The sequence below is a fragment of the Pantoea sp. FN0305 genome (assembly GCF_050113845.1).
GTDB classification, from domain to species: Bacteria; Pseudomonadota; Gammaproteobacteria; order Enterobacterales; family Enterobacteriaceae; genus Mixta; species Mixta alhagi.
Genome location: NZ_JBNJSN010000002.1, coordinates 247,838 through 274,258, shown reverse-complemented (window position 1 = coordinate 274,258; position 26,421 = coordinate 247,838). Strand labels below are relative to the sequence as shown.

Annotated in this window: 23 protein-coding genes, 5 tRNA genes, 3 other RNA genes and 3 pseudogenes; 12 read left to right on the top strand and 22 right to left on the bottom strand. The window is 54.6% G+C overall.

The annotated features are described in order from the left end of the window. Positions 1-143: 143 nt before the first annotated feature. From ACQE3Y_RS05410 to ACQE3Y_RS05400, 3 genes and pseudogenes are all read right to left on the bottom strand, one after another. Positions 144-473, bottom strand: a complete 330-nt coding sequence (locus ACQE3Y_RS05410; RefSeq protein ID WP_426974136.1) for a DUF1493 family protein — start codon at positions 471-473, stop codon at positions 144-146. Further along, positions 458-919, bottom strand: a pseudogene (locus ACQE3Y_RS05405) (STM2901 family protein). Before ACQE3Y_RS05405 ends, ACQE3Y_RS05410 begins: the two are co-directional and overlap by 16 nt. A 102-nt stretch (positions 920-1,021) precedes the next feature. Then, positions 1,022-1,651 (bottom strand): annotated as a pseudogene (locus ACQE3Y_RS05400) (DDE-type integrase/transposase/recombinase); the annotation flags it as partial. Between the two features lie 113 nt (positions 1,652-1,764). On the opposite strand from ACQE3Y_RS05400, the pseudogene ACQE3Y_RS05395 reads away from it, so the two are divergent. Continuing rightward, a pseudogene (locus tag ACQE3Y_RS05395) lies at positions 1,765-1,989 on the top strand (HAD hydrolase family protein); the annotation flags it as partial. 93 nt (positions 1,990-2,082) lie between these two features. Here ACQE3Y_RS05395 and modC read toward each other — a convergent pair. The 4 genes from modC to ACQE3Y_RS05375 all read right to left on the bottom strand — a co-directional run bounded on the left by modC (position 2,083) and on the right by ACQE3Y_RS05375 (position 4,915). After that, positions 2,083-3,144: a molybdenum ABC transporter ATP-binding protein ModC gene (gene modC, locus ACQE3Y_RS05390; RefSeq protein ID WP_426974134.1), complete on the bottom strand. Its 1,062-nt coding sequence runs from the start codon at positions 3,142-3,144 to the stop codon at positions 2,083-2,085. Further along, positions 3,144-3,833, bottom strand: a complete 690-nt coding sequence (gene modB / locus ACQE3Y_RS05385; protein ID WP_426974133.1) for a molybdate ABC transporter permease subunit — start codon at positions 3,831-3,833, stop codon at positions 3,144-3,146. The genes modC and modB overlap by 1 nt, the downstream gene beginning before the upstream one ends. Continuing rightward, a complete protein-coding gene (gene modA / locus ACQE3Y_RS05380; protein ID WP_426974132.1) occupies positions 3,833-4,609 on the bottom strand; it encodes a molybdate ABC transporter substrate-binding protein in 777 nt (258 codons plus the stop codon). The genes modB and modA overlap by 1 nt, the downstream gene beginning before the upstream one ends. 150 nt (positions 4,610-4,759) lie before the next feature. Next, positions 4,760-4,915 (bottom strand): AcrZ family multidrug efflux pump-associated protein, encoded by a 156-nt coding sequence (locus ACQE3Y_RS05375; RefSeq protein ID WP_426974131.1) that lies wholly within the window; start codon positions 4,913-4,915, stop codon positions 4,760-4,762. A gap of 164 nt (positions 4,916-5,079) precedes the next feature. On the opposite strand from ACQE3Y_RS05375, the gene modE reads away from it, so the two are divergent. The 6 genes from modE to gpmA all read left to right on the top strand — a co-directional run bounded on the left by modE (position 5,080) and on the right by gpmA (position 11,837). Next, positions 5,080-5,862, top strand: coding sequence for a molybdenum-dependent transcriptional regulator (modE, locus tag ACQE3Y_RS05370; protein ID WP_426974130.1), 783 nt, complete (start codon positions 5,080-5,082; stop codon positions 5,860-5,862). 76 nt (positions 5,863-5,938) lie between these two features. Further along, on the top strand, positions 5,939-7,408 hold the full coding sequence (modF, locus tag ACQE3Y_RS05365; RefSeq protein WP_426981028.1) for a molybdate ABC transporter ATP-binding protein ModF: 1,470 nt from the start codon (positions 5,939-5,941) through the stop codon (positions 7,406-7,408). A 307-nt stretch (positions 7,409-7,715) separates the two neighbouring features. After that, the gene (galT, locus tag ACQE3Y_RS05360; RefSeq protein WP_426974128.1) at positions 7,716-8,768 is read left to right on the top strand and encodes a galactose-1-phosphate uridylyltransferase; all 1,053 of its coding nucleotides are present in this window, start codon (positions 7,716-7,718) and stop codon (positions 8,766-8,768) included. After that, positions 8,765-9,913: a galactokinase gene (gene galK, locus ACQE3Y_RS05355; RefSeq protein ID WP_426981027.1), complete on the top strand. Its 1,149-nt coding sequence runs from the start codon at positions 8,765-8,767 to the stop codon at positions 9,911-9,913. The genes galT and galK overlap by 4 nt, the downstream gene beginning before the upstream one ends. Beyond that, the gene (galM, locus tag ACQE3Y_RS05350) at positions 9,907-10,938 is read left to right on the top strand and encodes a galactose-1-epimerase (protein WP_426974126.1); all 1,032 of its coding nucleotides are present in this window, start codon (positions 9,907-9,909) and stop codon (positions 10,936-10,938) included. Before galK ends, galM begins: the two co-directional genes overlap by 7 nt. A gap of 146 nt (positions 10,939-11,084) precedes the next feature. Then, positions 11,085-11,837 carry a 2,3-diphosphoglycerate-dependent phosphoglycerate mutase gene (gpmA, locus tag ACQE3Y_RS05345; RefSeq protein ID WP_085067561.1) on the top strand — a complete coding sequence of 251 codons (753 nt, stop codon included), beginning with the start codon at positions 11,085-11,087 and terminating at the stop codon, positions 11,835-11,837. A gap of 67 nt (positions 11,838-11,904) precedes the next feature. Here gpmA and aroG read toward each other — a convergent pair whose 3' ends face one another. Further along, entirely contained in the window at positions 11,905-12,957 is a 1,053-nt protein-coding gene (gene aroG, locus ACQE3Y_RS05340; protein WP_426981026.1) for a 3-deoxy-7-phosphoheptulonate synthase AroG, read from the bottom strand. A gap of 293 nt (positions 12,958-13,250) precedes the next feature. Here aroG and ACQE3Y_RS05335 point away from each other — a divergent pair, with 293 nt between their 5' ends. The 4 genes from ACQE3Y_RS05335 (at position 13,251) to zitB (ending at position 18,398) form a co-directional block, all read left to right on the top strand. After that, positions 13,251-13,607, top strand: a complete 357-nt coding sequence (locus ACQE3Y_RS05335) for a YbgS-like family protein (RefSeq protein WP_426974124.1) — start codon at positions 13,251-13,253, stop codon at positions 13,605-13,607. A gap of 174 nt (positions 13,608-13,781) precedes the next feature. Next, on the top strand, positions 13,782-14,369 hold the full coding sequence (locus tag ACQE3Y_RS05330) for a response regulator (RefSeq protein ID WP_426981024.1): 588 nt from the start codon (positions 13,782-13,784) through the stop codon (positions 14,367-14,369). Beyond that, the gene (locus ACQE3Y_RS05325; protein ID WP_426981022.1) at positions 14,351-17,497 is read left to right on the top strand and encodes an ATP-binding protein; all 3,147 of its coding nucleotides are present in this window, start codon (positions 14,351-14,353) and stop codon (positions 17,495-17,497) included. Before ACQE3Y_RS05330 ends, ACQE3Y_RS05325 begins: the two co-directional genes overlap by 19 nt. Further along, positions 17,466-18,398, top strand: a complete 933-nt coding sequence (zitB, locus tag ACQE3Y_RS05320) for a CDF family zinc transporter ZitB (protein WP_426974121.1) — start codon at positions 17,466-17,468, stop codon at positions 18,396-18,398. Before ACQE3Y_RS05325 ends, zitB begins: the two co-directional genes overlap by 32 nt. A gap of 4 nt (positions 18,399-18,402) precedes the next feature. Here zitB and pnuC read toward each other — a convergent pair whose 3' ends face one another. The 3 genes from pnuC to ACQE3Y_RS05305 form a co-directional block, all read right to left on the bottom strand. After that, positions 18,403-19,110: a nicotinamide riboside transporter PnuC gene (gene pnuC / locus ACQE3Y_RS05315; protein ID WP_250652140.1), complete on the bottom strand. Its 708-nt coding sequence runs from the start codon at positions 19,108-19,110 to the stop codon at positions 18,403-18,405. A 22-nt stretch (positions 19,111-19,132) separates the two neighbouring features. Beyond that, a complete protein-coding gene (gene nadA / locus ACQE3Y_RS05310) occupies positions 19,133-20,191 on the bottom strand; it encodes a quinolinate synthase NadA (protein ID WP_426974120.1) in 1,059 nt (352 codons plus the stop codon). A 161-nt stretch (positions 20,192-20,352) separates the two neighbouring features. Then, positions 20,353-20,844, bottom strand: coding sequence for a methylated-DNA--[protein]-cysteine S-methyltransferase (locus ACQE3Y_RS05305; RefSeq protein WP_426981021.1), 492 nt, complete (start codon positions 20,842-20,844; stop codon positions 20,353-20,355). Between the two features lie 168 nt (positions 20,845-21,012). On the opposite strand from ACQE3Y_RS05305, the gene ACQE3Y_RS05300 reads away from it, so the two are divergent. Next, positions 21,013-22,473, top strand: a complete 1,461-nt coding sequence (locus ACQE3Y_RS05300; protein ID WP_426981020.1) for an AlkA N-terminal domain-containing protein — start codon at positions 21,013-21,015, stop codon at positions 22,471-22,473. A gap of 72 nt (positions 22,474-22,545) precedes the next feature. Here ACQE3Y_RS05300 and ACQE3Y_RS05295 read toward each other — a convergent pair. The 11 genes from ACQE3Y_RS05295 to tolB form a co-directional block, all read right to left on the bottom strand. After that, positions 22,546-22,670: non-coding RNA, RtT sRNA (locus ACQE3Y_RS05295), on the bottom strand. Between the two features lie 29 nt (positions 22,671-22,699). Then, a tRNA-Lys gene (locus ACQE3Y_RS05290) sits at positions 22,700-22,775 on the bottom strand. A gap of 2 nt (positions 22,776-22,777) precedes the next feature. Continuing rightward, positions 22,778-22,853 (bottom strand) — tRNA-Val (locus ACQE3Y_RS05285). A gap of 75 nt (positions 22,854-22,928) precedes the next feature. After that, a non-coding RNA gene (locus tag ACQE3Y_RS05280) (RtT sRNA) lies at positions 22,929-23,055 on the bottom strand. A gap of 12 nt (positions 23,056-23,067) precedes the next feature. Next, positions 23,068-23,194, bottom strand: a non-coding RNA gene (locus tag ACQE3Y_RS05275) — RtT sRNA. A 12-nt stretch (positions 23,195-23,206) separates the two neighbouring features. Next, positions 23,207-23,282: transfer RNA gene (locus tag ACQE3Y_RS05270), tRNA-Lys, on the bottom strand. Between the two features lie 76 nt (positions 23,283-23,358). Next, positions 23,359-23,434: transfer RNA gene (locus tag ACQE3Y_RS05265), tRNA-Lys, on the bottom strand. A gap of 73 nt (positions 23,435-23,507) precedes the next feature. Further along, a tRNA-Lys gene (locus tag ACQE3Y_RS05260) sits at positions 23,508-23,583 on the bottom strand. A 164-nt stretch (positions 23,584-23,747) separates the two neighbouring features. Beyond that, positions 23,748-24,533 (bottom strand): cell division protein CpoB, encoded by a 786-nt coding sequence (cpoB, locus tag ACQE3Y_RS05255; protein WP_426974118.1) that lies wholly within the window; start codon positions 24,531-24,533, stop codon positions 23,748-23,750. Between the two features lie 9 nt (positions 24,534-24,542). Then, on the bottom strand, positions 24,543-25,070 hold the full coding sequence (pal, locus tag ACQE3Y_RS05250) for a peptidoglycan-associated lipoprotein Pal (RefSeq protein ID WP_085067572.1): 528 nt from the start codon (positions 25,068-25,070) through the stop codon (positions 24,543-24,545). A gap of 44 nt (positions 25,071-25,114) precedes the next feature. Beyond that, a complete protein-coding gene (gene tolB / locus ACQE3Y_RS05245) occupies positions 25,115-26,410 on the bottom strand; it encodes a Tol-Pal system beta propeller repeat protein TolB (RefSeq protein ID WP_426974117.1) in 1,296 nt (431 codons plus the stop codon). Between the last annotated feature and the right edge of the window lie 11 nt (positions 26,411-26,421).

The window sequence follows — 26,421 nt, the reverse complement described above, 5'->3', positions numbered from 1 at the left end:
ACTTACATTGATGAACAGTTAGTACGGCTAACCTTTCTGTGTATTTATTAATGACTATAAAAACACGGATCAAATCACATTGTTAATCTTAAAACAAAAAATGCCCATACATTGGGCATTTAAAATGAACTGTAATATATCATTCAACTATATAACCAACGTCCAGCTTTAGCACTTTCAACGAGCATACCAACTGTTAGAGGCTTATACGGATCTGGCTCTTTACTTCCAAGATATTCTGGATTCAGATAGTTAAGTATTTCAAATTTTCCTGAATCTACATTCCAACGCTTAAAGTATTCATGTAGTAACTCTTCACTATCTTCAAATACGAGTTTTAGATCGTCTCTAATACTTGTATCAAGCGTAATGGTTCGCTTTGGCCCAAAGAGAAAGTACTTTTTTGTGTTATATTCCTGATCGATAAAATCGATAATTTCTTTCTCAATATCTCTCATTAGAAGTATGTCCACTGAATGCGATCTTTAGGAGCCGCTACACGATTATATGTATCCTTAACATCTCTCTGAATGTCATAAATCGTAGTAAATGTCATAACCCAACCGAGCCAGGGAACATTACGACCAACGAACCGACCTAAATTATTGGTTGAACTTAATCTTAAGCTATTGATAGTTTTACCTGTCAACGTTGGTAATCTGATCCCACGTGGCAGTTTATAATTCAGCCAATGACTGATGTACTTAGAAGCAATAGATGTACCCGGCGTTGCCGTTCCTGGCTTGGCTCTCGTACCTATGATTGGCTGTCCTGAGATCACCAGTGCAGCATCAACCGCCGAGATCCCCAGATGATTGCTCACAACGGCGATGGTTATAGCCTACCATAGTTGTTGTGGTGTCAGGTTTGATAACCCGCCGTAGAAGTACGTACCATTCAGTGTTTCAGTAGTGTCCATTTACTCACTCCCTCTAACCATGACGAACAATTATACAACACACAATCTCGTTGTTCTAACTAACAATTATGGGAGTTATACGCAATTGTTTACTTGAAGTGGTCAACAAAAACTGGCCACATCTTTAGAGTTTTTCCAGTATCGATTTTCCGATTGGTTTGGTGGTAACCCACCGTTATATTCGTGCGGTCTGAGCGCGCTGTAATCTCCAACGATATAGTCTGTTATTGCATGGGCAGCATCACTGAAGCTTATGTAACCTGTCACCGGCACCCACTCATTCTTCAGGCTCCTCGCTCCATCGGGCTGTTATCCCGGCAGTTTCCACGTCGACTCATACTCTATTTGATCGGGCACTGCCACAGTAACTGCCGGAACTGCCTGCTTGTATAATGACTGCCCTGATCACTGTGGAACATCACTCCACCTGGCTTGCCGCGCGCTTCCCATGCCATTTCCAGCGCTTACCTGTCTAACTATACGTCACGTCGCCGCACCTGATTTGGCACTGTCACTGCGAACGGCTGCTCAAGGTGATTCGGGATAGCGACGTGTTCATGGCCGCCACGTTTATATTGATGAGTCGGCTGCTGGCAACTGACCAGCTCCAGCTCTTTCATAAGTCTGCCAGCAAGCCAGCGCCCCATCCGATAGCTTCTCTGAGTCGCCATTGTGGAGATGTTCCTTGCTCCGACCATGGCTGATGTTATACAGATCCAGCACCTGGCTTCGTCGGATTCACGTTTGAATTCACGACTAAAATTTCTTCTTTTCATTGGTGCACCTGTGTTGTTCTGAGGTAAACATATCACCTCTGTTCAGGTGGCCAAATTCAGTAAACCACTTCAAAAGGCAAACGGCTGGCGCAATGGGTCGCTTCGCAGGGACTGGAAATGAAAGATGTGCTGGCGTTCGGCGATAATTATAACGATCTCAGCATGCTGGAAACGGTGGGGCTGGGCGTCGCGATGGGCAACGCCGATGAGGCGATTAAAGCGCGCGCCGCGCGGGTTATTGGCACTAACCTGGAACCAGGGATTGCAGAAACCATTCGGCGCGAAGTGCTGTAAAGCCTTAAGTGCCATACATCAACGGACCCGCCGTTGCTGCCTTACCTGACAGGCAGAGAAAAAACCGCGGAGCCAGGGACGGCTCCGCCGCTTTCAGGGCGTGATAGAAACGCTTTTGATCTGGGCGTACAGCCACATTCCCGGTTTGATCGCCAGCTCATCGCGCGCCCACGGCGTGATGCGCGCCCACAGCTCGCTGGAACCGATACGCAGCTTGACTTCAATCTGCTGATTGGAGACTTCAATCAGCTCGCTGACCTGCGCGGGCAACACATTACGAATGGTGCTGTTAAGCGGCGGTTGCAGAATTAACGACACGTCCGATGACTGAACGCGAATACGCAGCGGCGTTTTCAGCGGCGCGTCTACCCGGCTGACCCAGATATGCTGGTCGCCAAGCGACAGTGCGGTCATGGCATAATCGGGATGCTGCTCCAGTACCTGCACGCGCAGTACGCTGCTCTGTTCGCTACGCGGCAGCCACGGACGTAGCGCGCTGCCGTTCCATACCTCTTCCAGCGTCCCGGTCGCTTTAACCTGACCGTTATCAAGTACCAGCACCCGATCCGCCAGCTGTAAGATCTCATCCAGACTGTGCGACACGTAAAGCAAGGGAATATCTACCTGCTTTGCCAGCTTCTGCAAATAGGGCAGCAGCTCGCGCTTACGTAGCAGATCCAGCGCCGCCAACGGCTCATCCATTAGCAGGATATCGGGCGCGGTTAACAGCGCGCGTCCAATCGCCACGCGTTGCTTTTCACCGCCGGAGAGCGACCAGGGAAAGCGATCCAGCAGGTCGCCAATACCCAACAAACTGACCAGCGCATCAAACTGCCCCTGGCGGCTTTTGGCCATACCGTAGCGCAGATTGCCGCGCACCCGGTAATGCGGAAACAGGCGCGCCTCCTGAAACACATAGCCGACGCGCCGTTTCTCCGGCGGTAGCCAGACAGCCTGTTCCGCATCGCTCAGCGTGCGCCCGTTCAGGCGGATATAGCCCTGCTGCGGCGCAGCCAGCCCGGCAATGGCATTGATCAATGAGGTTTTGCCCGCGCCCGAGACGCCAAAAATGGCGGTGATACCGCTGGCGGGCAGCTGCGTATCGATCTGCAGCGAGCTGTCGCCCTGTTGCAACGTGAAGTTAAGTTCCAGCATCAGCCCCCCAGACGCTTACGGCCCCAGCGAGCCAGCCATTCCGACAGCAGCAATGAAATCAGCGCCAGCGCAATAGCGATCAGGCAGAGTCTGGCGGCATTCGTTTCGGCTCCCGGCGTTTCCAGCAGCGTAAACATCGCCAGTGGAATAGTGCGGGTTTCGCCAGGAATATTGGATACAAAAGTAATGGTGGCGCCAAACTCGCCGAGCGAGCGGGCAAAGGCGAGCACGGTACCGGCGATCAGGCCCGGCAGCGTAAGCGGCAGAGTAACCGTAAAAAACACGCGCAAGCGTCCGGCCCCGAGAGTACGCGCCGCCTGCTCCAGTTTCGGATCGACCGCCTCCAGCGCCAGGCGAATAGCGCGCACCATCAGCGGCAGCGCCACCACGGCGGCAGCCAACGCTGCACCGCGCCAGCTAAACGCGAAGCTGATGCCAAACCAGTCATAGAGCCATGCGCCCAGCCAGCCGCGCCGCCCAAGCGACAGCAGCAGCAGATAACCCACCACCACCGGCGGCAGCACCAGCGGCAGATGGATCAAACTATCCAGCAGGGCTTTGCCACGAAACTCACGGCGCGCCAGCACCCAGGCGAGCAAGATGCCAAAAGGCAAACTGAATAACACAGCAATAGCAGAAACTTTCAGGCTGAGCTCGACAGCCTGCCATTCAACATCACTCAATATCATTAGCGTGGCGTAAATCCATATTTTTTAAATATTGCTGCCGCCTCAGGCCCTTTTAAGTAGTCATAAAATGCGCTGACGGCAGGATGGCGGTGATCTTTGACAATGGCCATCGGATATTCCACCGGTTTATGGCTGTTTGCCGGGAAATGCCCGACCACCGTCACGTTATGGCTGGCGACTGCATCAGAGCCGTAAACAATTCCGTAGGGGGTTTCGTTACGTTCCACCAGCGCCAGCGCGGCGCGTACATTATTGGCGCGCGCCATAACCGGCGACAGCGTATCCCAGGCGCCTAAATTTTGTAAGGCCTCTTTCGCATAAATACCGGCCGGAACATGATCCGGATCGCCGGTAGCAATACGCTGCCCCTTTAGCAGACTTTTCCAGTGGGTATTTTTATCAATGGTAACCGCTTTCGCCTGTGCATCGGCAGGCGCGATAAGCACCAAATCGTTGCCCAGCAGCGTATAGCGCGAATCGCCCTCGATACTGTTTTTTTGCGCCGCGTAATTCATCCACTGCTGATCGGCGGAAATAAACAGATCGGCCGGCGCGCCCTGCTCTATCTGACGCGCCAGCGTCGACGAGGAGGCGTAAGAGGTAACGATTTTAATCTCATGTTTGTTTTTTTCATACTGGCTGACAATATCCTGTAGCGCATTGGTCAGCGACGCGGCGGCAAACACCGTTACATTTTGCGCGGCAACGGCGTGCCCCGATACGCTCAAACTGATGGCGGCAGCACCCAGCCAGCGGCTCCATTTAACAGCAGACATAGCATTTCTCCTGGTTACGTTATATAGCGCATAATATAACGAGACAGGAAGGTATGTCATACGTTTGATCAAATAGCGGCGAATAGGTAGATAAACAGCAGGGCCGACATCATGTCCGCCCTGCTAAAAGAAGAGAATCGCGCGGTGGGATTACTGGCGATGCTTTGCCGGCTGGTCATTACGATGACCGAATTTAGAAATGACGTTGAAAACTTCGCCCAGGCCATAAATCAGGCCAAGAATGACCGCCATTACGATCGGCACCATGATCACGGCGACAGCAAGGCTTTTTAATAACTCCAGCATAGTTGCCTCGTTTATTACGGTAAAAAAACCATTTTAACCAGCGTGGCAGAAAACGCACTGCTATTTTGTGCGCTTTACCTTTCCTTAAGCGGCAATGCTTAACGCCGTGACACTCCCTGCCGCCTCTTTTACAATCCGATGATTACCACTTTTTGGGATTTAGCATGCAGGCTGATATTTCTCTGATTATTCGACTACAGCAGAAGCTGTTTGCCGATCCGCGCCGGATTGCGTTATTGCAGCAAATCAAACACACCGGTTCAATTAGCCAGGGCGCAAAGCTGGCTGGCATCAGTTACAAAAGCGCATGGGATGCGATCAATGAGATGAATCAGCTGGCGGAGCGCACGCTGGTAGAGCGCGCAACGGGCGGCAAAGGCGGCGGCGGCGCGCAGCTTACGCGCTATGGCGAACGTTTAATTGAGCTGTTCCGTCTGCTGGAGCAGATTCAGCAAAAAGCGTTTGATGTGTTGCAGGATGACCAATTGCCGCTGGATAGCCTGCTGGCAGCCATCGCCCGTTTCTCGCTGCAAACCAGCGCGCGCAATCAGCTGTTTGGCACCCTGGTGAATCGCGATGCGCAGTCGGTGCAGCAGCACGTTGAGGTGTTGTTAGCCGATCAACAGACGCGACTGAAAGCTGCCCTGACCCGGCAGAGTGCAGATCGCTTGCAGCTGAGCGCGGGCAAGGAGGTGTTACTGTTGATCAAAGCGCCCTGGATCGAGGTAAGCCATACGCCTTCCGGGGCGGATAACCAACTTCCCTGTACCATCAGCGCGATTGAGCATGGTGAGCAGCAAAGCGAAGTATTGATGCGCCTGACCAGCGGCGAAACCCTGTGCGCCACGTTAAGCAATCAGCAGGTTGCGCAGCAAAATCTACAGCCAGAGGCGACGGTGCTGGCACATTTCAATGCCGATCGGGTGATTATCGCGACGCTGCTCTGAATTGGTCACGGTTGTTTGACAAGCTTTCAGCCAGCCATTAAAAATCCTTTTTACGCTGCAAAAAACGGAATGAAAAATGGCTACATTGCAAATTTCGCAAGGCACGTTTCGTCTTAGCGATACCCGGATCCTGACCCTTAATGATTTAACGCTGCGCGGCGGAGAAAGCTGGGCTTTTGTTGGCGCTAACGGCAGCGGTAAATCTTCTCTGGCGCGCGCGTTGACAGGTGAGCTGCCGCCGCTGCAGGGCCGCTTTTCCAGCGACTTTATCCGCCCGACGCGCCTGTCGCTGGAAAAACTGCAAAAGCTGGTTGAGGAGGAGTGGCAGCGTAACAATACCGATCTCCTGAGCGAAGGCGAAGAGGATACCGGGCGCACGGCGGCGGAAATGATTCAGGAGGAGGTAAAAGATGAAACGCGCTGCCGCCAGCTGGCGCAGCTGTTCGGCATTGAATACCTGCTGGAACGCCGCTTTAAATATCTTTCCACCGGTGAAACGCGCAAAACCCTGCTTTGTCAGGCGCTTATGGCTCAGCCGGATCTGCTGGTGCTGGACGAACCTTTTGATGGGCTGGATGTGGCTTCGCGCGCCAGCCTGGCGGCGCTGCTTGAGCAGCTGCATCAGCAAGGATATACCCTGGTGCTGGTGTTAAATCGCTTTGACGATATCCCCGCTTTTGTCGAGCGTACCGGCGTGCTGGCGGAGTGTAGTCTCACCCATGTCGGCGCACGCGAAACGGTGCTGGCAGAAGCGCTGGTGGCGCAGCTGGCGCACAGCGAACAGCTGGCGGGCATGGCGGTGCCGGAAGCAGATAATCCTGCTCAGCAACCGCGGCTGGCGCCTGACGTACCGCGCATCGTGCTGAAAAACGGCGTGGTCAGCTATAACGATAAACCGGTTTTACACGGGTTGACCTGGGAGGTTAAGCCAGGCGAGCACTGGCAAATCGTCGGGCCTAACGGCGCAGGGAAATCGACCTTGCTGAGCCTGGTAACCGGCGATCATCCGCAGGGTTACAGCAACGATTTAACCCTGTTTGGTCGTCGGCGCGGCAGCGGCGAAACCATCTGGGATATCAAACAGCATATTGGCTATGTCAGCAGCAGCCTGCATCTGGATTACCGCGTCGCCATCAGCGTGCGCAACGTGATCCTTTCCGGTTATTTCGACTCTATCGGCCTGTATCAGGCGGTTTCCGACCGCCAACGCAAGCTGGCTGATAACTGGTTGGCGCTGCTGGGAATGGCGACGCAGGGCGATACGCCTTTCCACAGTTTGTCGTGGGGGCAGCAGCGGCTGGTGCTGATTGCGCGGGCGCTGGTGAAACACCCTGCGCTGCTGATTCTGGACGAGCCGCTACAGGGGCTGGATCCCATCAATCGACAGCTGGTACGCCGCTTTGTAGATATATTGATTACCGAAGGCGAGACGCAATTGCTGTTTGTTTCACATCATGCTGAAGATGCGCCGCAATGTATTACCCACCGTTTGAGCTTTGTGCCGCAGGACGATCGTTACCGCTATGAAATTGCCGCGCTGAGTTAATGTTATGGCCCGGGCAAACCGGGCCATAATGAAGCCACAAACGCAGGCCGATCGTTATCTCCTGATTTCCCCTGCTCTTGTTGCATTTGCTGCGCATCACAAAGCGGCATTCATTATGTAACCGTTACCATTATTTCACCCTGTCTAATCAACCCACAAAGCATCAGGTGCTATTAACACTGGCAAATAAGAATTTTCATCTTGTGTAAACGATTCCATTTATCCAGACTGGATCACGCTTTCAGGTTTTACACTGTGCTATTTTTTATTCTGCGATCTCCGCTTTAGTCAGCTATCAGGACACAACATGGAAAAATTCAATCCGGTCGATCATCCTCATCGCCGTTATAACCCGCTGACCGATCAGTGGGTGCTGGTTTCCCCACATCGTGCGAAACGCCCATGGCAGGGCGCGCAAGAGGCACCGGCCGTGCAGCAACTGCCGAAACACGACCCTGACTGTTTTCTTTGTCCGGGGAATACCCGTGTGACCGGCGACAAAAATCCCGATTATCCCGGCACCTGGGTGTTTAACAACGACTTTGCCGCGCTGATGGTTGATACGCCAGAAGCGCCGCAAAGCGACGATATGTTGATGCGCTGCGAAAGCGCGCGCGGCACCAGCCGGGTGATCTGCTTTTCTCCTGACCACAGCAAAACGTTGCCGGAATTAAGTCTGTCGGCGCTGGAAGAGGTAGTCGCCACCTGGCAGCAGCAGACCGCCGAGCTGGGCCGCGACTATCCCTGGGTACAGGTGTTTGAAAATAAAGGCGCGGCGATGGGCTGCTCAAATCCCCATCCGCACGGTCAGGTATGGGCAAACAGTTTCCTGCCAAACGAAGTGCAGCGCGAAGATCAGCATCAGCGCGCTTACTGGCAGCAGCACGGCTCACCGATGCTGGTGGATTATGTGGCGCGTGAGCTAAAAGACGGCAGCCGCACGGTGGTGGAAACTGAACACTGGCTGGCGGTGGTGCCCTGGTGGGCGGCCTGGCCGTTTGAAACGCTGCTGCTGCCGAAAACGGCTGTTCAGCGCCTTGTGGATCTGACTGATGCGCAGCGCAGCGACCTTGCGCTGGCGCTGAAAAAGCTTACCAGCCGCTACGATAACCTGTTCCAGTGCTCTTTCCCCTACTCCATGGGCTGGCATGGCGCGCCGTTCAATGGCGAAGAGAACCCGCACTGGCAGCTGCATGCACATTTTTATCCGCCGCTGCTGCGTTCGGCGACGGTACGTAAGTTTATGGTTGGGTATGAAATGCTGGCAGAAACCCAGCGCGACTTAACCGCAGAACAGGCAGCGGAGCGCCTGCGTTCCGTCAGTGATATTCATTTCCGCCAGACGGGAGACTCAGAATGACGTTAAAAACCACTACCGATCAGATTTTCCAGCAGCAGTTTGGCTATCAGCCGACACACACCATTCAGGCACCGGGCCGCGTCAACCTGATCGGTGAACATACCGATTACAACGACGGCTTTGTGTTGCCCTGCGCTATTGATTACCAGACGGTGATCAGCTGCGCCAGGCGTGACGATCGTCAGGTGCGGGTTATCGCGGTAGATTATGATAATCAGCAGGACAGCTTCTCGCTGGATGAGCCGATTATGAGCGTTAAAGAGCCGATGTGGGCGAATTACGTGCGCGGCGTGGTGAAACATTTACAAAAGCGCAGCGGCAACTTTAACGGCGCGGACCTGGTGATCAGCGGCAACGTGCCGCAGGGGGCTGGACTCAGCTCATCTGCGTCGCTGGAAGTGGCAGTGGGTACCGTATTCCAGCAGCTTTACCATCTGCCGCTGGATGGCGCCGAGATCGCGGTAAACGGTCAGGAAGCGGAAAACCAGTTCGTCGGCTGTAACTGCGGCATCATGGATCAGTTGATCTCCGCGCTGGGTAAAAAAGATCACGCCATGCTGCTTGACTGCCGCACGTTAGGCACGCGTGCGGTGCCGATGCCGCAGGATGTGGCGGTGGTGATTATTAACTCGAACTTCCGTCGCAGCCTGGTAGGCAGTGAGTACAACACGCGCCGCGAGCAGTGCGAAACCGGCGCACGTTTCTTCAGCCAGCCCGCGCTGCGCGATGTGGATATCAATCAGTTCAGAGCAGTAGAACATGAGCTGGATCCGCAGGTTGCCAAACGCGTGCGTCACGTATTAACCGAGAACGCCCGCACGCTGGAAGCTGCCGAGGCGCTAAGCAAAGGCGACCTGAAACGCATGGGTGAGCTGATGGCGGAATCACACGCCTCAATGCGCGATGATTTTGAGATCACCGTACCGCCTGTCGACCAGCTGGTTGAGATAGTGAAAGACGTTATCGGCGCTCGGGGCGGCGTGCGGATGACCGGCGGCGGCTTTGGCGGCTGCGTGGTGGCGCTGATTCCGGTTGACCTGGTGGAGCCGGTAAAAGCCGCCGTTGCCAGCCAGTACGAAGCCAAAACCGGGATTAAAGAGACCTTTTATGTCTGCAAGGCATCGGAGGGCGCGGGACAATGCTAAACGAAGCGACTTCACTGGCTCCCGACGGCCAGCCGTGGCGCATTACCGTACTGCGCAACGGCAAGGGCATGGTCGCCACCTTTATGGACTGGGGCGCGACCTGGCTCTCGGCGCGCGTCCCCATGAAAGATGGCAGCATTCGTGAAGCGCTGCTCGGCTGCGCAACGCCTGCCGACTACCTTAAGCAGACCGCTTATCTTGGCGCGACCGTAGGCCGCTACGCCAACCGCATCGCCAGTGCGCGTCTGAACAAGGCGGATATTTTTTTAGCGGCAAATCAGGGCGCGCATCAGCTGCACGGCGGCCCGGAAGGTTTCGATAAACGCCGCTGGCAGATTGTTCGCCAGAACGAAAACAGCGTTATTTACCGTATCGATTCACCCGACGGCGACCAGGGCTATCCCGGCAATCTTATCGCTCAGGTGGAATATCGGCTGGATGATAATAACTGCCTGTGGATTAACTGGGAGGCGCAGGTGGATCGTTCCTGCCCGGTCAATCTGACCAATCACGCCTATTTCAATCTGGACGCGCATCACGGCGATGCGCGTCAGCACAGGTTGCAGCTCAGCGCCGATCGCTATTTGCCGGTAGACAGCGAAGGCATTCCGCGCGCGCCGCTACAGACGGTAGAGAACAGCGGCTTTGATTTCCGCCAGCCCAAATCCATTAGCCGTGACTTTTTGCAGGATGAGGATCAGCGTCTGGTACAGGGCTACGACCATGCCTTTCTGCTGAATGAACGCGATGCCGCGCAACCTGCAGCGCAGCTCTGGTCGGCAGACGGCAAACTTAAGCTGACGGTGCATACCAGCGCGCCGGCGCTGCAGTTTTACAGCGGCAATTATCTGGCAGGAACGCCGGCACGTGACCAGGAGAGCTATACTGCTTTCCAGGGCATCGCGCTGGAGAGTGAGTTTTTACCCGACTCACCTAACCATCCTGAATGGCCCCAGCCTGACTGTTGGTTACAACCGGGCGAAACCTATCACAGTGTTACCCGCTATACGTTAACGGCGGAATAACATCAGGCTGAAAAACAGGCATCGCGCAGGTTGAGTACTTACGCCGTGCGTAGAATTCCGCTATGGTAGGGCACTATCGATTGCCGTGCCGCGCGCGACGGCAATATAATGGTTTCATTATCATACGAGCGTTAAGGAGTTAAGCTATGGCTGTAACTAAGCTGGTTCTGGTGCGCCACGGCGAAAGCCAGTGGAACAACGAAAACCGCTTTACCGGATGGTACGATGTGGATCTGTCTGATAAAGGCCGCGGAGAAGCAAAAGCAGCAGGTCAGCTGCTGAAAAAAGAGGGGTTCACCTTCGATTTCGCTTACACCTCCGTGCTGAAGCGCGCAATTCACACTCTGTGGAACATTCTGGACGAACTGGATCAGGCCTGGCTGCCGGTTGAAAAATCCTGGCGTCTGAATGAGCGTCACTACGGTGCGCTGCAGGGCCTGAACAAAGCAGAAACCGCTGAGAAGTATGGCGACGAGCAGGTAAAACAGTGGCGTCGCGGCTTTGCCGTTACCCCGCCGGAACTGGATCGCGAAGATGAACGCTTCCCGGGCCACGATCCGCGCTATGCGAAACTGACCGCTGAACAGCTGCCTACCACGGAAAGCCTGGCGCTGACCATTGAACGCGTTATCCCTTACTGGAATGAATCTATTCTGCCGCGCCTGAAAAGCGGTGAGAAAGTGATCATTGCCGCTCACGGTAACTCACTGCGCGCGCTGGTGAAATATCTGGATAACATGAGCGAAGAAGAGATCCTCGAACTGAACATCCCAACTGGCGTACCGCTGGTTTATGAGTTCGACGAAAACTTCAAGCCGCTTAAGCGTTACTATCTGGGCGACGCTGACGAAATCGCAGCGAAAGCCGCAGCGGTAGCGAACCAGGGCAAAGCGAAGTAATTCGTTATTTGCAAAAAAACCCGCCAGACGGCGGGTTTTTTATTGCTGCCTACGCCTAAGACGACGCTCAGCCCCGGCGCGCTTTTACCGCAGCGGCCAGCCGATGCAGTACCTTCTCCGTATCTTCCCAGCCGATGCAGGCGTCGGTAATGCTCTTGCCGTAAACCAGCGGCTCGCCGCTTTCCAGGCTTTGATTACCTTCCACCAGATGACTTTCGATCATCACGCCGATAATGCCCTGCTCTCCGCCTTCGATCTGCTGTGCAACATCCTCAGCCACTACCATCTGACGCTGGAACTGCTTACTGCTGTTAGCATGGCTGAAATCGATCATAACCTGAGCCGGCAGACCCGCTTTTTCCAGACCCGCTTTTACTGTGCTGACATGATGCGCACTGTAGTTCGGCTCTTTACCGCCGCGCAGGATAATATGGCAGTCACCGTTGCCGCTGGTTTCAACAATCGCAGAATGGCCATACTTGGTCACCGACAGGAAACAGTGTGGCGATCCGGCCGCGTTAATCGCATCAATCGCCACTTTAATGGTGCCGTCAGTGCCGTTCTTAAAGCCTACCGGGCAGGAAAGGCCTGAAGCCAGTTCACGGTGCACCTGTGATTCGGTGGTACGTGCGCCAATTGCTCCCCAGCTCATCAGGTCGGCAAGATACTGCGGGGTAATCATATCGAGGAATTCACCCGCCGTCGGCAGACCGGCGTCATTGATGTCCAGCAACAGTTTGCGGGCAATGCGCAAACCATCATTGATCTGGAAGCTGCCGTCCATCAGCGGATCGTTGATCAGCCCTTTCCAGCCCACCGTGGTACGCGGCTTTTCAAAATAGACGCGCATCACGATTTCCAGCTCGCCGCTTAGCGCTTCACGCAGCGTTAACAGGCGGTCAGCATATTCTTTGGCTGCTTCAACATCATGAATAGAACAGGGACCGATCACCACCAGCAAACGGTCATCTTCATTTTTCAGAATTTTGTGAATCGCCTGACGCGAAGCGGCAACGGTCGTCGCAGCTTTTTCCGTCGAGGGAAACTTTTCCAGTAGCGCAACCGGAGGTAACAGTTCTTTTATCTCTTTGATTCTTAAATCATCATTCTGGTAATTCATAAGCTATCCATTTTTATATTTTGCCTGTCATGCAGCTGGCACACCTTGCCCAATCTATCCCGTCACTGCCGCGCTGTAAATCGTGTTTCCCTAAACAAAGGGCATTTGGGATTTGCGTTTCTTTGGTTCCTTACTACACTTTTAACCGTTAGTTCTTAAAAATTTATTATTTTCATCACAAGTTTTCGCCATATGTTGCTGTGGCGATATATTGTTTTGCCTGCACGAGAAAATGACTTAAACGTTTTATCAGGTTTCGTCAGCAACTATCAATAATTAACGGGAGCATAATTATGAATAAGTTTGCCATTGCAATTCTGACAGCAGCCATGACTTTGGGCAGCGGTGCCGCACTGGCCGCAGACGGTAATAACGGTGCAGCAAACCAGGCAGCGGATGCCGGCGCAGTAGCGCCAGGCGCAAAAGAAAATTTGCCGCCGAATAATGTTGATAATAGCCAGATTAACAATTCCGGTATTAATAATAATACCAGCAGCACGCCAACCGCTGGCAGCAACGGCATGAGCGCTGATGAAATGGATAAAAACGCGCAGTGTAAAGACGGCAAATGCCCTAACATCAATGAAAAAGTTCAGACGCAGCAGGGCGGTGGCGACGTTGATCGTAAAACCGACGGCACGACGCAATAACATGACGCCATCATGCTGATTAAATAAAAGAGAGCCGCGGCTCTCTTTTATTTTGACCCACGATAAATTTTTGCTGGTTTACCGCCTTCTCTTCTGCCAGACATTGCTTCCACCGCTTTTTTCGCTATTCTAAGATGCTGTAATAAATCAAATAACGATCAATGAAATATTTCTATGGCGCATCTGTTACTTATTGACGACCATCCGCTGGTGCAGGTTGCGCTGGAAGCTGCACTGGCAAATGCGCCTATTCGCCTGAGCCTGACGGCAGTAGATAGCGAAGCCGCCGCTTTTCAGGCTTTGCAGCAGCAAATGCCCCATTTGGTGATCCTGGATATCAGCCTGCCTGACAGCAATGGGCTGGAGATGCTCAAGCTGCTTAAACGCCGTTTTCCTGATCTGCCGGTGCTGATCTACTCTGCTCAAACCGAGCGCCTGTATATGCAAATGGCGCAGGCTACCGGTGCCGCTGGCTACATTGTGAAAAGTCAGAGTATGCCGCAATTGCTGAGCGCTATTCTTGCGGTGCTCGGCGGAAAGACGGTTTTCGCCGCCGATATTTCCGCTGCAGGCGCTTTGCCACTGACCGGCAAAGAACAGCAGGTGCTTTCCTTACTGGCACAGGGCTTGTCTAATTTGCAGATCGCTCAACAGCTGCATATCAGCAATAAAACGGTCAGTACGCATAAAAAGAATATTCTGGAGAAAACCGGAGCCCATTCCGTCCTGGATCTCGCCGCCTTATGGAAAGCTCAGCAATAGCTCGCCTGCTGCTGCTGGCGCTGCTGCTGAGCCTTCCGGCCACCGCCGCCTGGCGACCGGTAAGCAGTATGCCGCTGCCGCAGGAGCTGATGATGCCGGGCGGCGAAACAGGGCCCTGGCAGGGAAAAACGTTGCGCGTAGGCGTGCTGCAGGCCAGCAGCGCGCCGTGGAATATGTTTGTTGGTAAGGATTTATATGGCATCAACGCCGATTACCTGGTGGCGCTGGGTAATCTGACCGGCGCGCGCTTTGCCATTAACAGCTATCCGACTAACGCTGCGCTGCTGGATGCGCTACGTCAGGGCAAGGAAGATCTCGCCTTTGGCATCCTGCGTCAGGCGATCGCCGACGATCTTTACGCCACCCGCCCCTGGTTTAGTACCCCGCTACGCATCTACCGCAGCCGCCAGAATCATCGCCCGGTCATGTTTAATTCGCAGGGGGCACGCATTGCGGTTAGCGCCAGCACGCTGCAGCAAGTTGATCCTGACTTTGCGCATCGTCACCGCTGGGAAACTTACAGCAGTGATTTGCAGGCGCTCTATACCCTGTTCAATCGGCAAAACGATTATGTTGTGGCGGATGAAACCAGCGCGGGCTTTCTGCTCAGCCAGCTACAGCAGGGAGAAATTTATCAGATCGCCTCCACGCTTGAGCCAGGTGAACTGAGCCTGTACGCCGTTACGCCGCAGGTCGCGCTGCGCGACGCGCTGAATCAGGCGATTCGGCAACTGCCGGTCGAAGTGATTAATGGTATCCAGGGGCGCTGGAGCATGCAGCTACCGCGCTACTCTGATACCAATACGCTGCATCTTACCGCAATGGAAAAGGCCTGGCTGAAGCAGCATCCGCAGGTGGTCTATAGTGCGCTAACGGATAATTATCCCTGGAGCTACCGCAGCGCCAGCGGCGAAGCGCGCGGTTACAGCGTCGACCTGCTGAACGCCATCGGACAAAGTACCGGCCTGCGCTTTACCCCGCTGTGGGTTAATAATCCGCAGCAGGCGCGGGAACGGGTCAGCACAGGCCATGCGCTGATTGAGCTGGTGCAGCCGTTGACCGGCAGCGATGGCATGGAAAGCAGCACGCTTCCGGTCTGGCGTGCGCTATGGGGCGTTTATGTCGGCGCGCTGTCGCCCAACCTTACCCGCTGGCAGGATTTACAGGGCAAACGCGTGGGTATCCGGCGTGGCGATTTAGCACTACAGCTGCTCCCTGAAGGCGTTACCGTGCAACCTTTTGACGATGCCCCCACACTGTATAATGCGCTGGCCAACGGACAGCTGGATGCGGTGGTAGATAATGTGCTCTCGGCACGCTGGCTGATACAAAGCCGCTACGGCGAGGCCGTGCGCTTCGCCTTTGCCGCCAGCGATATTGCCTGGCCGATCGCGATGGGCGTCAACAGTCAGCAGCCGTTGCTGCGTGCCATCCTCGATAAAGGACTGCAGCAGATCCCACCCGATACCCAGCAGCGTATGCGAGCCGCATGGAGCAATGAAAATCAGCCCGGCAGTGCGGATAGCGGCGCCATGCGCCCCGTTATTCTGACGCTGTTGATTCTCGCCCTGGCCGCTATTCTGCTACTGCTGGCGTTGCTGGTACGCCGCTGGCGGCAACAGCGCCTGGAAGCGCGGCAGCGTTTACGGCTTGAGCAGGAGCGCGAGGCGGCAGAGCAAGCCAACCGCATGAAAAGCCAGTTTATCGCCAGCGTCAGCCATGAACTGCGTACGCCAATGCAGGCGATTCTCGGCCTGCTGGAGCTGGAGCTGGCCCATCAGCCACAGACAAGCCGCCTGAGATTAATCCACAGCAGCGCCACCTCACTGATGTCGTTATTAAACGATCTCCAGGATCATGCGCGGATCGAAAATAACACCTTTAGTTTGCAGCCGGTCCCGCTGGATCTCCAACAGTGGCTGGAGGATCTTTCCCGCTTCTGGTCGCCGCTGATGCGTACCAACGGTCCCGCCTTCAACGTGAAAGCGCTGAGCGCCCTGCCCCGGCGCGTGTTGCTGGATGGCGGCCGACTGCAGCAGATTGCCACAAACCTGATCAGCAATGCGCTGAAATTTACCGCTCAGGGCACCATTACCCTGACGCTGAGCGCCACGGATAGTGAGCTTACGCTATGCGTTACCGATAGCGGCTACGGTATCCCTGCGGATGAGCAGGCGCGACTGTTTGAACCCTGGTATCAGACACCTTCAGGGCGTGCGCGCTCTGTCCAGGGGAGCGGACTGGGACTCTCGATTTGTCGTGAAATAGCGCGCCGAATGGGTGGCGATATCATTCTATACTCGCAGCCCGGCCAGGGCACCCGGGTCACCGTGACGCTACCGCTGACCTTCACTTCCGAAGCGTCATTGATTACGGCATCTTCCGCCAATAATCCCTCAGAGCTTCAGCATCTAACGATTGCGGTAGTTGACGATCATCCTACCAACTTGCTGGTTATGCAGCAGCAGCTCAACTGGCTGGGCGCACATGTTCAGGTGTTCGCTGAAGGGCGCGCGCTGCTGCGGGCCGCACAAAGTACCCGCTTCGATATTATTTTTATCGATTACAATATGCCGCATCCCGATGGCCCAACGGTGGCGCGCATTTTACGGCGACGCGAACGCGGTGCGGAAAAACGCACCCGGCTTATCTACTGTAGCGCCGACGTTCAGCTGCCACAGCACCCGGAAGCCTGGCGCGAGGCGGACGAAGTGATACTGAAGCCGGTCAGCCTCACGGCGCTGCGAACCCTGTTAACCAGCCAGCCGGCTACCCAGATCCAGGATGAGCTGGAGCAACAACTCTGGCAGTTGGCCAACCGGGATGCGGCATTCTTACCACGGGTCATCACCACGCTGCGTCAGACGCTTCAGGAAGACAGCGAGGCTATTCAGCAGGCGCTCGATCGACAGGACTGGGCGCAGCTGGAAAAACATGCTCATCGCATGAAGGGCAGCTGGTTGCTGTTAGGTATTGATGAAGGCAAGCAGCTTTGCCAGCAGCTGGGCGCGCAGGCGCAGGCGCGGCAGGCGTGCGGGGAAACCAGCCGTTTACTGTTATTATTAATCAAAGATTTATTAGCCAGACTGGAAAACTATGACGCATCATCATTCACACCCGGAACATGACGGCAACCGCTCCCGCCTGCTCGCGGCCTTTATTGTTACCGCCCTGTTTATGCTGGCAGAAGTGGCAGGCGGGCTGCTCTCCGGCTCGCTGGCGCTGCTGGCCGATGCCGGTCATATGCTGACGGATACCGCCGCGCTGCTGATGGCTCTGCTGGCGGTACATTTTGCGCAGCGTAAGCCGAACGCCAGCCATACCTTTGGCTGGCTGCGCCTGACCACGCTGGCTGCCTTTGTTAACGCCATCGCGCTCTTTGTGATTACCGTACTGATTGTCTGGGAAGCGGTGCAGCGCTTTTATCAGCCGCAACCGGTAGCAAGCGGGATGATGCTGGCTATCGCCATTGGCGGCCTGTTGGCCAATCTGCTCTCTTTCTGGCTGCTGCATCGTGGCAGCAGCGAAAGCAATCTGAACGTGCGGGCGGCGGCGCTGCACGTGCTGGGCGATCTGCTCGGCTCTCTGGGAGCGATTGTTGCGGCGTTAATTATTATGTTTACCGGCTGGACGCCTGTGGATCCCATTTTGTCGCTGGTGGTCTCCGCGCTGGTGCTACGCAGCGCCTGGGCATTGCTTAAAGAGAGCCTGCATGAATTGCTGGAAGGCGCGCCTGCGGCGATTGACGCAGAGAAGCTAAAGCGTGATTTAACGCTGAATATTCCAGAAGTGCGTAATGTGCATCATGTTCATCTTTGGCAGGTAGGCGAAAAGCCTGTCGTCACGCTACACGTTCACGTGATCCCCCCTTACGATCATGACGCGCTGTTGCAGCGTATTCATCACTATTTGCATCAGCGCTATCAGATCGATCACGCTACGGTTCAGATGGAATACCAGGCCTGCGAAGGGGGGGACTGCGGCCTGACGCTGGGCGCGTCGTCGCACGCCCATCATCACCATCACTAACCCTTTAACGCGCGCGTTGATGCTGACGCGCGCTTTTGATCCACAGCCAGCTGCCATTTAACGCAATCAGCGTCAAAATCAGATATTCCAGCGACATGGCATAGACGCCCTGACGGGCAAAAATCCACACGCTGATCACATCAATCACAACCCACAGCAGCCAGTTCTCGACATATTTACGCGTCATCAGAATCATCGCCACGATCGATAACACCATCATGGTGGAATCCCAGAACGGGAAGGCATCAGGCTGCAGTTCCGGCATGGTGACCTGTAGCCCCAGCGCCTGCATCAGCATCACGGCCACCTCGGTCAGGAAAGCGAACACCGGGTCGATCCATAACGTCATTAAGGCTATCGCTAGCAGACTGCCCACGCCCCAGCCAAGCGCTTTGTTGCGCGGTAACCAGCGAATCTGCAACGCCGCCTGGTTTCCCTCCTGTCGGCTCCAGGCGTACCAGCCATAAAGATTGGCGGCAAAGAAAAACAGCTGCAGCAGCAGGCTGGCATAGAGCTGGATCTGGAAAAAGATAATGGCGAACAGCGTGACGTTGATCAGCCCAAACAGATAATTGATGATTTTTTCCCGGCTGGCCAGCCAGATACAAAGCAGACCCGCCAGAGTGCCAATCGCCTCAATCCATGATAAGTCGTAACCGCCTTTGCCCAGCGGAATGTGAATCAGAATGTTTTGCGTGCTTAAAAAGTCCATCCTGGCACCCTGAAGTAAGCCGTCAGGCATTACCCTTTACGTTAAGTTTAAGTTCCGCTGCAAAAGATAGCATACGGTTAAGCGGCAGCAGCGCCCGCTCACGCAGTGCCTCATCCACATGGATCTCATGCGCCTTACCGCCCTGCTCCAGCCCTTCTGCAATCGCCTGCAGACCATTCATCGCCATCCAGGGACAGTGCGCGCAGCTGCGGCAGGTTGCGCCTTCGCCTGCGGTAGGCGCTTCCAGCAGAACCTTTTCCGGCACCGCCTGCTGCATCTTATAGAAAATGCCGCGATCGGTAGCCACGATCATCTGCGGATGCGGCAATGTTTTCGCCGCCTGAATCAGCTGACTGGTAGAGCCAACCGCATCGGCCAGATCCACTATCGCCTGCGGCGATTCCGGATGAACCAGCACCGCCGCCTGCGGATACAGCGCTTTCATTTGCTGCAGCGCCTGGGTTTTAAATTCATCATGAACAATGCAGGCGCCCTGCCAGCACAGCATGTCGGCTCCGGTTTGCTGCTGCACGTAACGTCCAAGATGTCGGTCCGGCGCCCACAGAATTTTCTCGCCGAGGCTGTCAAGATGTTCTATCAGCTCAACGGCAATGCTGGAGGTGACCACCCAGTCAGCCCGCGCTTTTACCGCCGCCGAGGTATTAGCATAAACCACGACGGTGCGGTCAGGATGCTGGTCGCAGAAGGCATTGAACGCATCAATCGGGCAGCCGAGATCCAGCGAACATTCCGCCTGTAACGTAGGCATCAGAATCGTTTTTTCCGGGCTGAGGATTTTTGCCGTTTCACCCATAAAGCGCACGCCAGCAACCAATAATGTTGAAGCGGAATGGGCGCTGCCGAAACGCGCCATTTCCAGCGAGTCGGCCACGCAGCCGCCGGTTTCTTCCGCCAGCGCCTGAATTTCTGGATCGGTATAGTAGTGGGCCACCATTACCGCATTACGCTCACGCAGCAGACGTTTAATTTTCTCGCGATAGTGCTGTTTTTCATCAGCGGTCAGGCGACCCGGTTTGGGCGGGAAAGGATAGAAGTCATTGAAATCGGGCAACAGGCTCATTCAGCGCTCTCGTTTTATCAATTTAACTTATTTAGCATTTACACCGTTGTATAACGGCATAAAAACCCACATCTGTTTTTTATGCTAAACAAGATAATGGAAAACGAGGCCGCTGTCGCGCGTTTTAGGCGGCGGCTGGTGAAACAGGCGCGCCGCGTCTTTCACTGGCTCAGCAGGTCAGGCTTTTCAATCGCCAACAGGAAAGCCTTGGCCTCCAGACCACCGGCAAATCCGGTTAATTTGCCGTTAGAGCCAATGACCCGATGGCAGGGAGCAATAATAGAAACGGGGTTTCTGCCGTTGGCGGCACCGACCGCTCTTACCGCTCCAGGATGGCCTATCGCCCGGGCAATGTCAGCGTAGCTGCGCGTTTCTCCATAGGGAATCGCCACCAGCGCCTGCCAGACCTTTTTCTGAAATTCGGTGCCGTTAAAATCGAGCGGCACGGTAAACTGCCGCAGCTCGCCGTTAAAATAGGCGTTAAGCTGACGTTCTGCTTCCAGCAGCAGAGGATACCGGGGATCTTCCGTTACCGGAACCAGCCGGATGCGTCTCAGTTCATTGGGCCACAGCACCGCAGCCAGCCCGCGTTCGCTGGCGAACAGCGTTAACTCACCAACCGGCGACGCCATTTTTTTGCTGTAGTAGCTCATGGTATTTACCTCCGTTCACTCGCACTGTTTGCTTATTATCGCGCCTTCTCTGGCGCTTACTCGCTGTTTCCGGTCAGCAGAACAAAAAATATGCCTGTCCGAAAACAGCGAGTTTTATACTAAACCAGAGCATAAGATAAGGTTTATGACCTCTGGCGGAGCAAGACAATGATTAACGGCGATACCGCTTATCAAGCCCTGACCTCTAAAGACACACGCTTTGACGGCCTGTTTTATGTTGGCGTAACTTCGACCGGCATTTATTGTCGCCCTGTTTGTCCGGTGAAAGCGCCGCGAAGGGAGAACTGCCGTTTTTTTGCCAGTGCCGAAGCGGCGGAAAAGGCTGATTTTCGCCCCTGTCTGCGCTGCCGTCCTGAGCTGGCACCAGGCAATGCGCCAGTTGACAGCGCCCATCGGATAACCGATCTGCTGTTGCAGCGTATTGATGAAGGCATGATTGATGAAGTCAGCAGCCTGGAAGAGGTTGCCGCCTGGTTCCATCTTAGCCTGCGCCAGCTACGACGCATTGTGCAGCAGGAGCTGGGGGTTTCCCCGCTTGAGCTGAAACAGACGCGCCGCCTGCTGCTGGCTAAGCAGCTGCTGACCGAAACGCGCCTGCCCATCACCGAAGTCGCTTTCGCCAGCGGCTTTAGTAGCCTACGCCGATTCAACGATGTTTTTAATGCGCGTTATCGTATGCCGCCCAGCCATCTGCGTAAAGAAGCCGCTACCGGAGAAAAAGATTTCGGTCATTTAGGTTCATCCACCCTGCTGTTGGGTTATCGGCCCCCCTATAACTGGCAGACCATGCTCGACTTTCTTCGCCTGCGTGCGTTAAAGAATGTGGAGTGGGTTGATGAGACTCGCTACCTCAGAACAGTGCAGCTGGGGCGCTATCGCGGCTGGATTTGTGTGACCCATGCTCCGCAGAAAAACGCATTGCAGGTAGAGTTTTCGCACGCGCTGACCGGGGCGCTGCCTGCGTTGCTGCGACGTCTGCGTAATTTATTCGATCTTAATGCGCATCCGCAGTGTATTGACGAGCGTTTACGCCAGGATCCTTTGCTAACCGCCAGCATCGATGGCGATCCCGGCCTGCGAGTCCCGGGGGCTTTTGACGGCTTTGAAATGGCGGTACGCGCTATTCTGGGTCAGCAGATTACGGTTAAAGCAGCCACGACGCTGGGAGGCCGTTTTGTCAGCGCCTTTGGTGAGGCGTTTGAAACGCCTTTCCCTGAGCTTAACTGTCTCGCTCCCCTGCCGCAGCGTATTGCTGAGGCGAGCATTGACGAGATCGCCAGCCTGGGCATTGTCAGCGCCCGGGCGCGTTCTATTCTGGCGCTGGCCGCCGCCTGTGCCCAGGGCGATCTGCAACTGGATACCTGTACTCACCCCGAAGAAATGATGCAAAAGCTTAAGCAGCTGCCGGGCATCGGTGACTGGACGGCTGCCTATATCGCCATGCGCGCGTTGCGCTGGCCAGATGCTTTTCCCGCTGGCGATATTGTGGTGCGCAATACCCTTGGCAAGATCAGCGCAAAGCAGGCAGAGGCACGCTCTGTGGCCTGGCAACCGTGGCGCAGCTATGCGGTAATGCATATCTGGAAAAATCTGGGGCCAAAAAAATAGCGTGGTGAATACAGGTTCTCATCCTGCCGATTTTGCATAGCAAAAAGGCGCCTTTAGGGCGCCTTTCTACACTGGTGGGTCGTGCAGGATAACCCGGCTTCGCCTCGCCCTGCGGGCCGTTGCCGCTGGCAACGTTGTCTCGCTTCGCTCGGCCCGAACCTGCTGCAGGTTCTCATCCTGCCGATTTTGCATAGCAAAAAGGCGCCTTTAGGGCGCCTTTCTACACTGGTGGGTCGTGCAGGATTCGAACCTGCGACCAATTGATTAAAAGTCAACTGCTCTACCAACTGAGCTAACGACCCGATGGTGGGTGATGACGGGTTCGAACCGCCGACCCCCTCCTTGTAAGGGAGGTGCTCTACCAACTGAGCTAATCACCCGCAATGCGGTTACTGCTGTTCAGGAAGAAACGGGGTTCGCTTCCTGCCGATTTACACCGGATACTGCTTTAATAATGGTGGGTCGTGCAGGATAACTCGGCTTGCGCCTCGCCCTTCGGGCCGTTGCCGCTGGCAACGTTGTCTCGCTTATGCTCGACCCGAACCTGCTGCAGGTTCGCTTCCTGCCGATTTACACCGGATACTGCTTTAATAATGGTGGGTCGTGCAGGATAACTCGGCTTGCGCCTCGCCCTTCGGGCCGTTGCCGCTGGCAACGTTGTCTCGCTTATGCTCGACCCGAACCTGCTGCAGGTTCGCTTCCTGCCGATTTACACCGGATACTGCTTTAATAATGGTGGGTCGTGCAGGATTCGAACCTGCGACCAATTGATTAAAAGTCAACTGCTCTACCAACTGAGCTAACGACCCGCAATGCGGTTACTGCTGTTCAGGAAAAAAACGGGGTTCGCTTCCTGCCGATTTACACCGGGTACTGCTTTAATAATGGTGGGTCGTGCAGGATTCGAACCTGCGACCAATTGATTAAAAGTCAACTGCTCTACCAACTGAGCTAACGACCCGCAATGCGGTTACTGCTGTTCAGGAAGAAATGAGGTTCGCTTCCTGCCGATCTACATCGGGTACGGCTTTAAGTGGTGGGTCGTGCAGGATTCGAACCTGCGACCAATTGATTAAAAGTCAACTGCTCTACCAACTGAGCTAACGACCCACTTTTTGCCGTCCGAAACCTAATTGCTTAAGCCTCGTCAACGGCGGCATATATTACTGATTTACCTTTCCAGCGCAACCACTATTTTCCCACAGAAGGTTCAACTGCTTACCTTTCATGCGTTAAGACCAGAAATCCAGCGAAATCTGGTCATTATTACGCGCTTAAAGGCTGGCAGCGCGTTTTTCCGCCTGTTTGGCTGCTTCGGTATTTGGATACTGTTTAATGACCTGCTGATAAACAGCTTTGGCTTTTGCGTTATCACCTTTGTCCTGCATGATAACGCCCACCTTATACAGCGCTTCCGAGCTTTTTGGTGATTTCGGATATTTTTTCACCACGGTAGCGAAATAATATGCCGCATCATCCTTTTTGCCTTTGTTGTAATTCAACTGTCCCAGCCAGTAATTTGCATTAGGCTGATAGGTTGAATCAGGGTATTTCTTCACAAAAGCCTGGAACGCTGCAATAGCCTGATCGTACTGTTTCTTTTCCAGTACCAGCGCAACGGCGCTGTTGTAATCAGTATTGGCGTCACCGCTTTGTACCGGTGCCGCTGACGTTGCACCTGTCTCTGCCGGGGCCGCTGCAGTATCACCGCCGGCATCAGGGGCAGCATTACTGCTCGCCGCCGCAGCGCCGCTGCTCAGGCTGTCAATTTGCTGATAGATCTGTTTTTGCCGCTCAACAACCTGATTCAGTTGATAGCTGTTTTCCTGAATCTGCCCACGCAGCGAATCGATATCACTTTGCGTTGCGTTAAGCTGCTGTTGAAGCTGTTGAAGAAGCTGAGCCTGTGCATTGGAAATGCGCTCAAGGGAGGTGACACGGTCTTCTACCGAGCCGGAGCCGACGCTACTGATTAATGCCTGAGCATTAGCGGCCCAGGGGGCCGCTAAGCCAATCAGTAACGACAGACTCAACAAGTGAGGTCTGAAGCTACTAATCATGTGACTCTCTTAGTATACCAGGACGGCACGGCGGTTTTTGGAGTAAGCCGCTTCGTCATGACCAAGAACCGCAGGCTTCTCTTTACCGTAAGAAACGATAGAGATCTGATCGGCAGAAACGCCTTTACCCTGCAGGTACATCTTCACTGCGTTAGCACGACGCTCGCCCAGTGCAATGTTGTATTCCGGCGTACCGCGCTCATCCGCATGACCTTCAACGGTAACTTTGTAGGACGGGTTATTACGCAGGAAAGTCGCGTGCGCATCCAGCATCTGAGCGAAGTCAGAACGGATGTCATATTTGTCCAGGTCAAAGTAAACGATGTTGTTCTGCTGCAGCTGCTGCATCTGCAGACGCGCCTGCTCGTCAGAAGACATGTTGCCGCCGTTCATGCCATTGCCGCTACCGTATGCACCATCAGCGCCGCCCATACCGTTGGTCTGGTCGTTGTCGTTGTTTTTGTGCGAGCTACATGCAGCTACAGCGATTACCGGCAGAGCCAGCATTAAACCTTTCAGCACTTTGTTCAGTTGCATTTCTAAATCCTGTTATTAGTTTGCCATACATATTTACACATGCATCACAGATACGGCGACCAGGCAGGAAATTTGACCTGTCCATCAGTCGCCGGAAGACGCGCTTTGAAACGCCCATCTGTCGAAACCAACTGCAACACGGAACCCATCCCCTGAGTAGAGCTATAGATTACCATCGTGCCGTTAGGTGCGAGACTTGGCGTCTCATCCAGGAACGTGTCCGTTAATTGTTGAACGGCTCCCGTTTCCAGATCTTGTCTGGCGACGTGTTGAGCGCCGCCGTTGGTGCTGATCATCACCATAGATTTGCCGTCAGTAGCAACGTCAGCGTCCTGGTTTTGTGAACCTTCCCAGGTAATACGCTGCGGCGCGCCGCCATTGACATTAATTTTATAAATTTGTGGACGTCCGGCCTGATCCGAAGTGTACGCCAGGCTCTGGCTATCCGGGAACCAGGTAGGTTCGGTGCTGTTAAAGCGACCATCGGTCACCTGACGAATCTGACCCGATCCCAGATCCATTACATAAAGGTTAAGGCTGCCGGTTTTAGAGAGCGCAAACGCCAGCTTAGAACCGTCCGGCGAGAAGGCTGGCGCACCGTTGTGACGCGGGAAAGAGGCAACCTGACGAATCGCACCGTTAGCCAGCGTTTGAATTACCAGCGCAGACTTGCCGCTCTCAAACGTAACATAGGCCACCTTGCTGCCGTCCGGTGACCAGGCCGGTGACATTAGCGGCTGTGGTGAACGGTGTACCACAAACTGGTTATAGCCATCATAATCCGCTACGCGCAGTTCATAAGGGAACTGGCCGCCATTGGTCTGCACCACATAAGCGATACGGGTACGGAATGCGCCTTTAATGCCGGTCAGCTTTTCAAAAGACTCATCGCTGGCGGTATGCGCGGCATAACGCAGCCACTGTTTGGTGACTTTGTACTGATTTTGCGCCAGCACGGTACCCGGCGAGCCGGAAGTATCCACCAGCTGATAAGAGACCGTATAGCTGCCATCAGCACCCGGCTGAATCTGCCCCACCACGACGGCATCAATACCCAGCGCGGTCCAGGCGGCTGGCTGCACTTCCGCCGCGCTGCCAGGTTGCTGTGGCAGACGAGAACGATCCAGCGGATTGAATTTACCGCTGTTGCGTAAGTCCGCAGCGATAATGCCGCCAATATCTTCCGGCGCCGCGCCCGGCCCCTCCCATTTAAACGGCACAACACCAATCGGACGCGCCGTATTCACCCCCTGGGTGATTTCGATGCGTACTTCTGCATGCAGCACTGCTGCCCACAGAAGAAGAAAAAAGCTTAGGGTTACACGTAGTGCCTGCTTCATTTTCTCTCCCT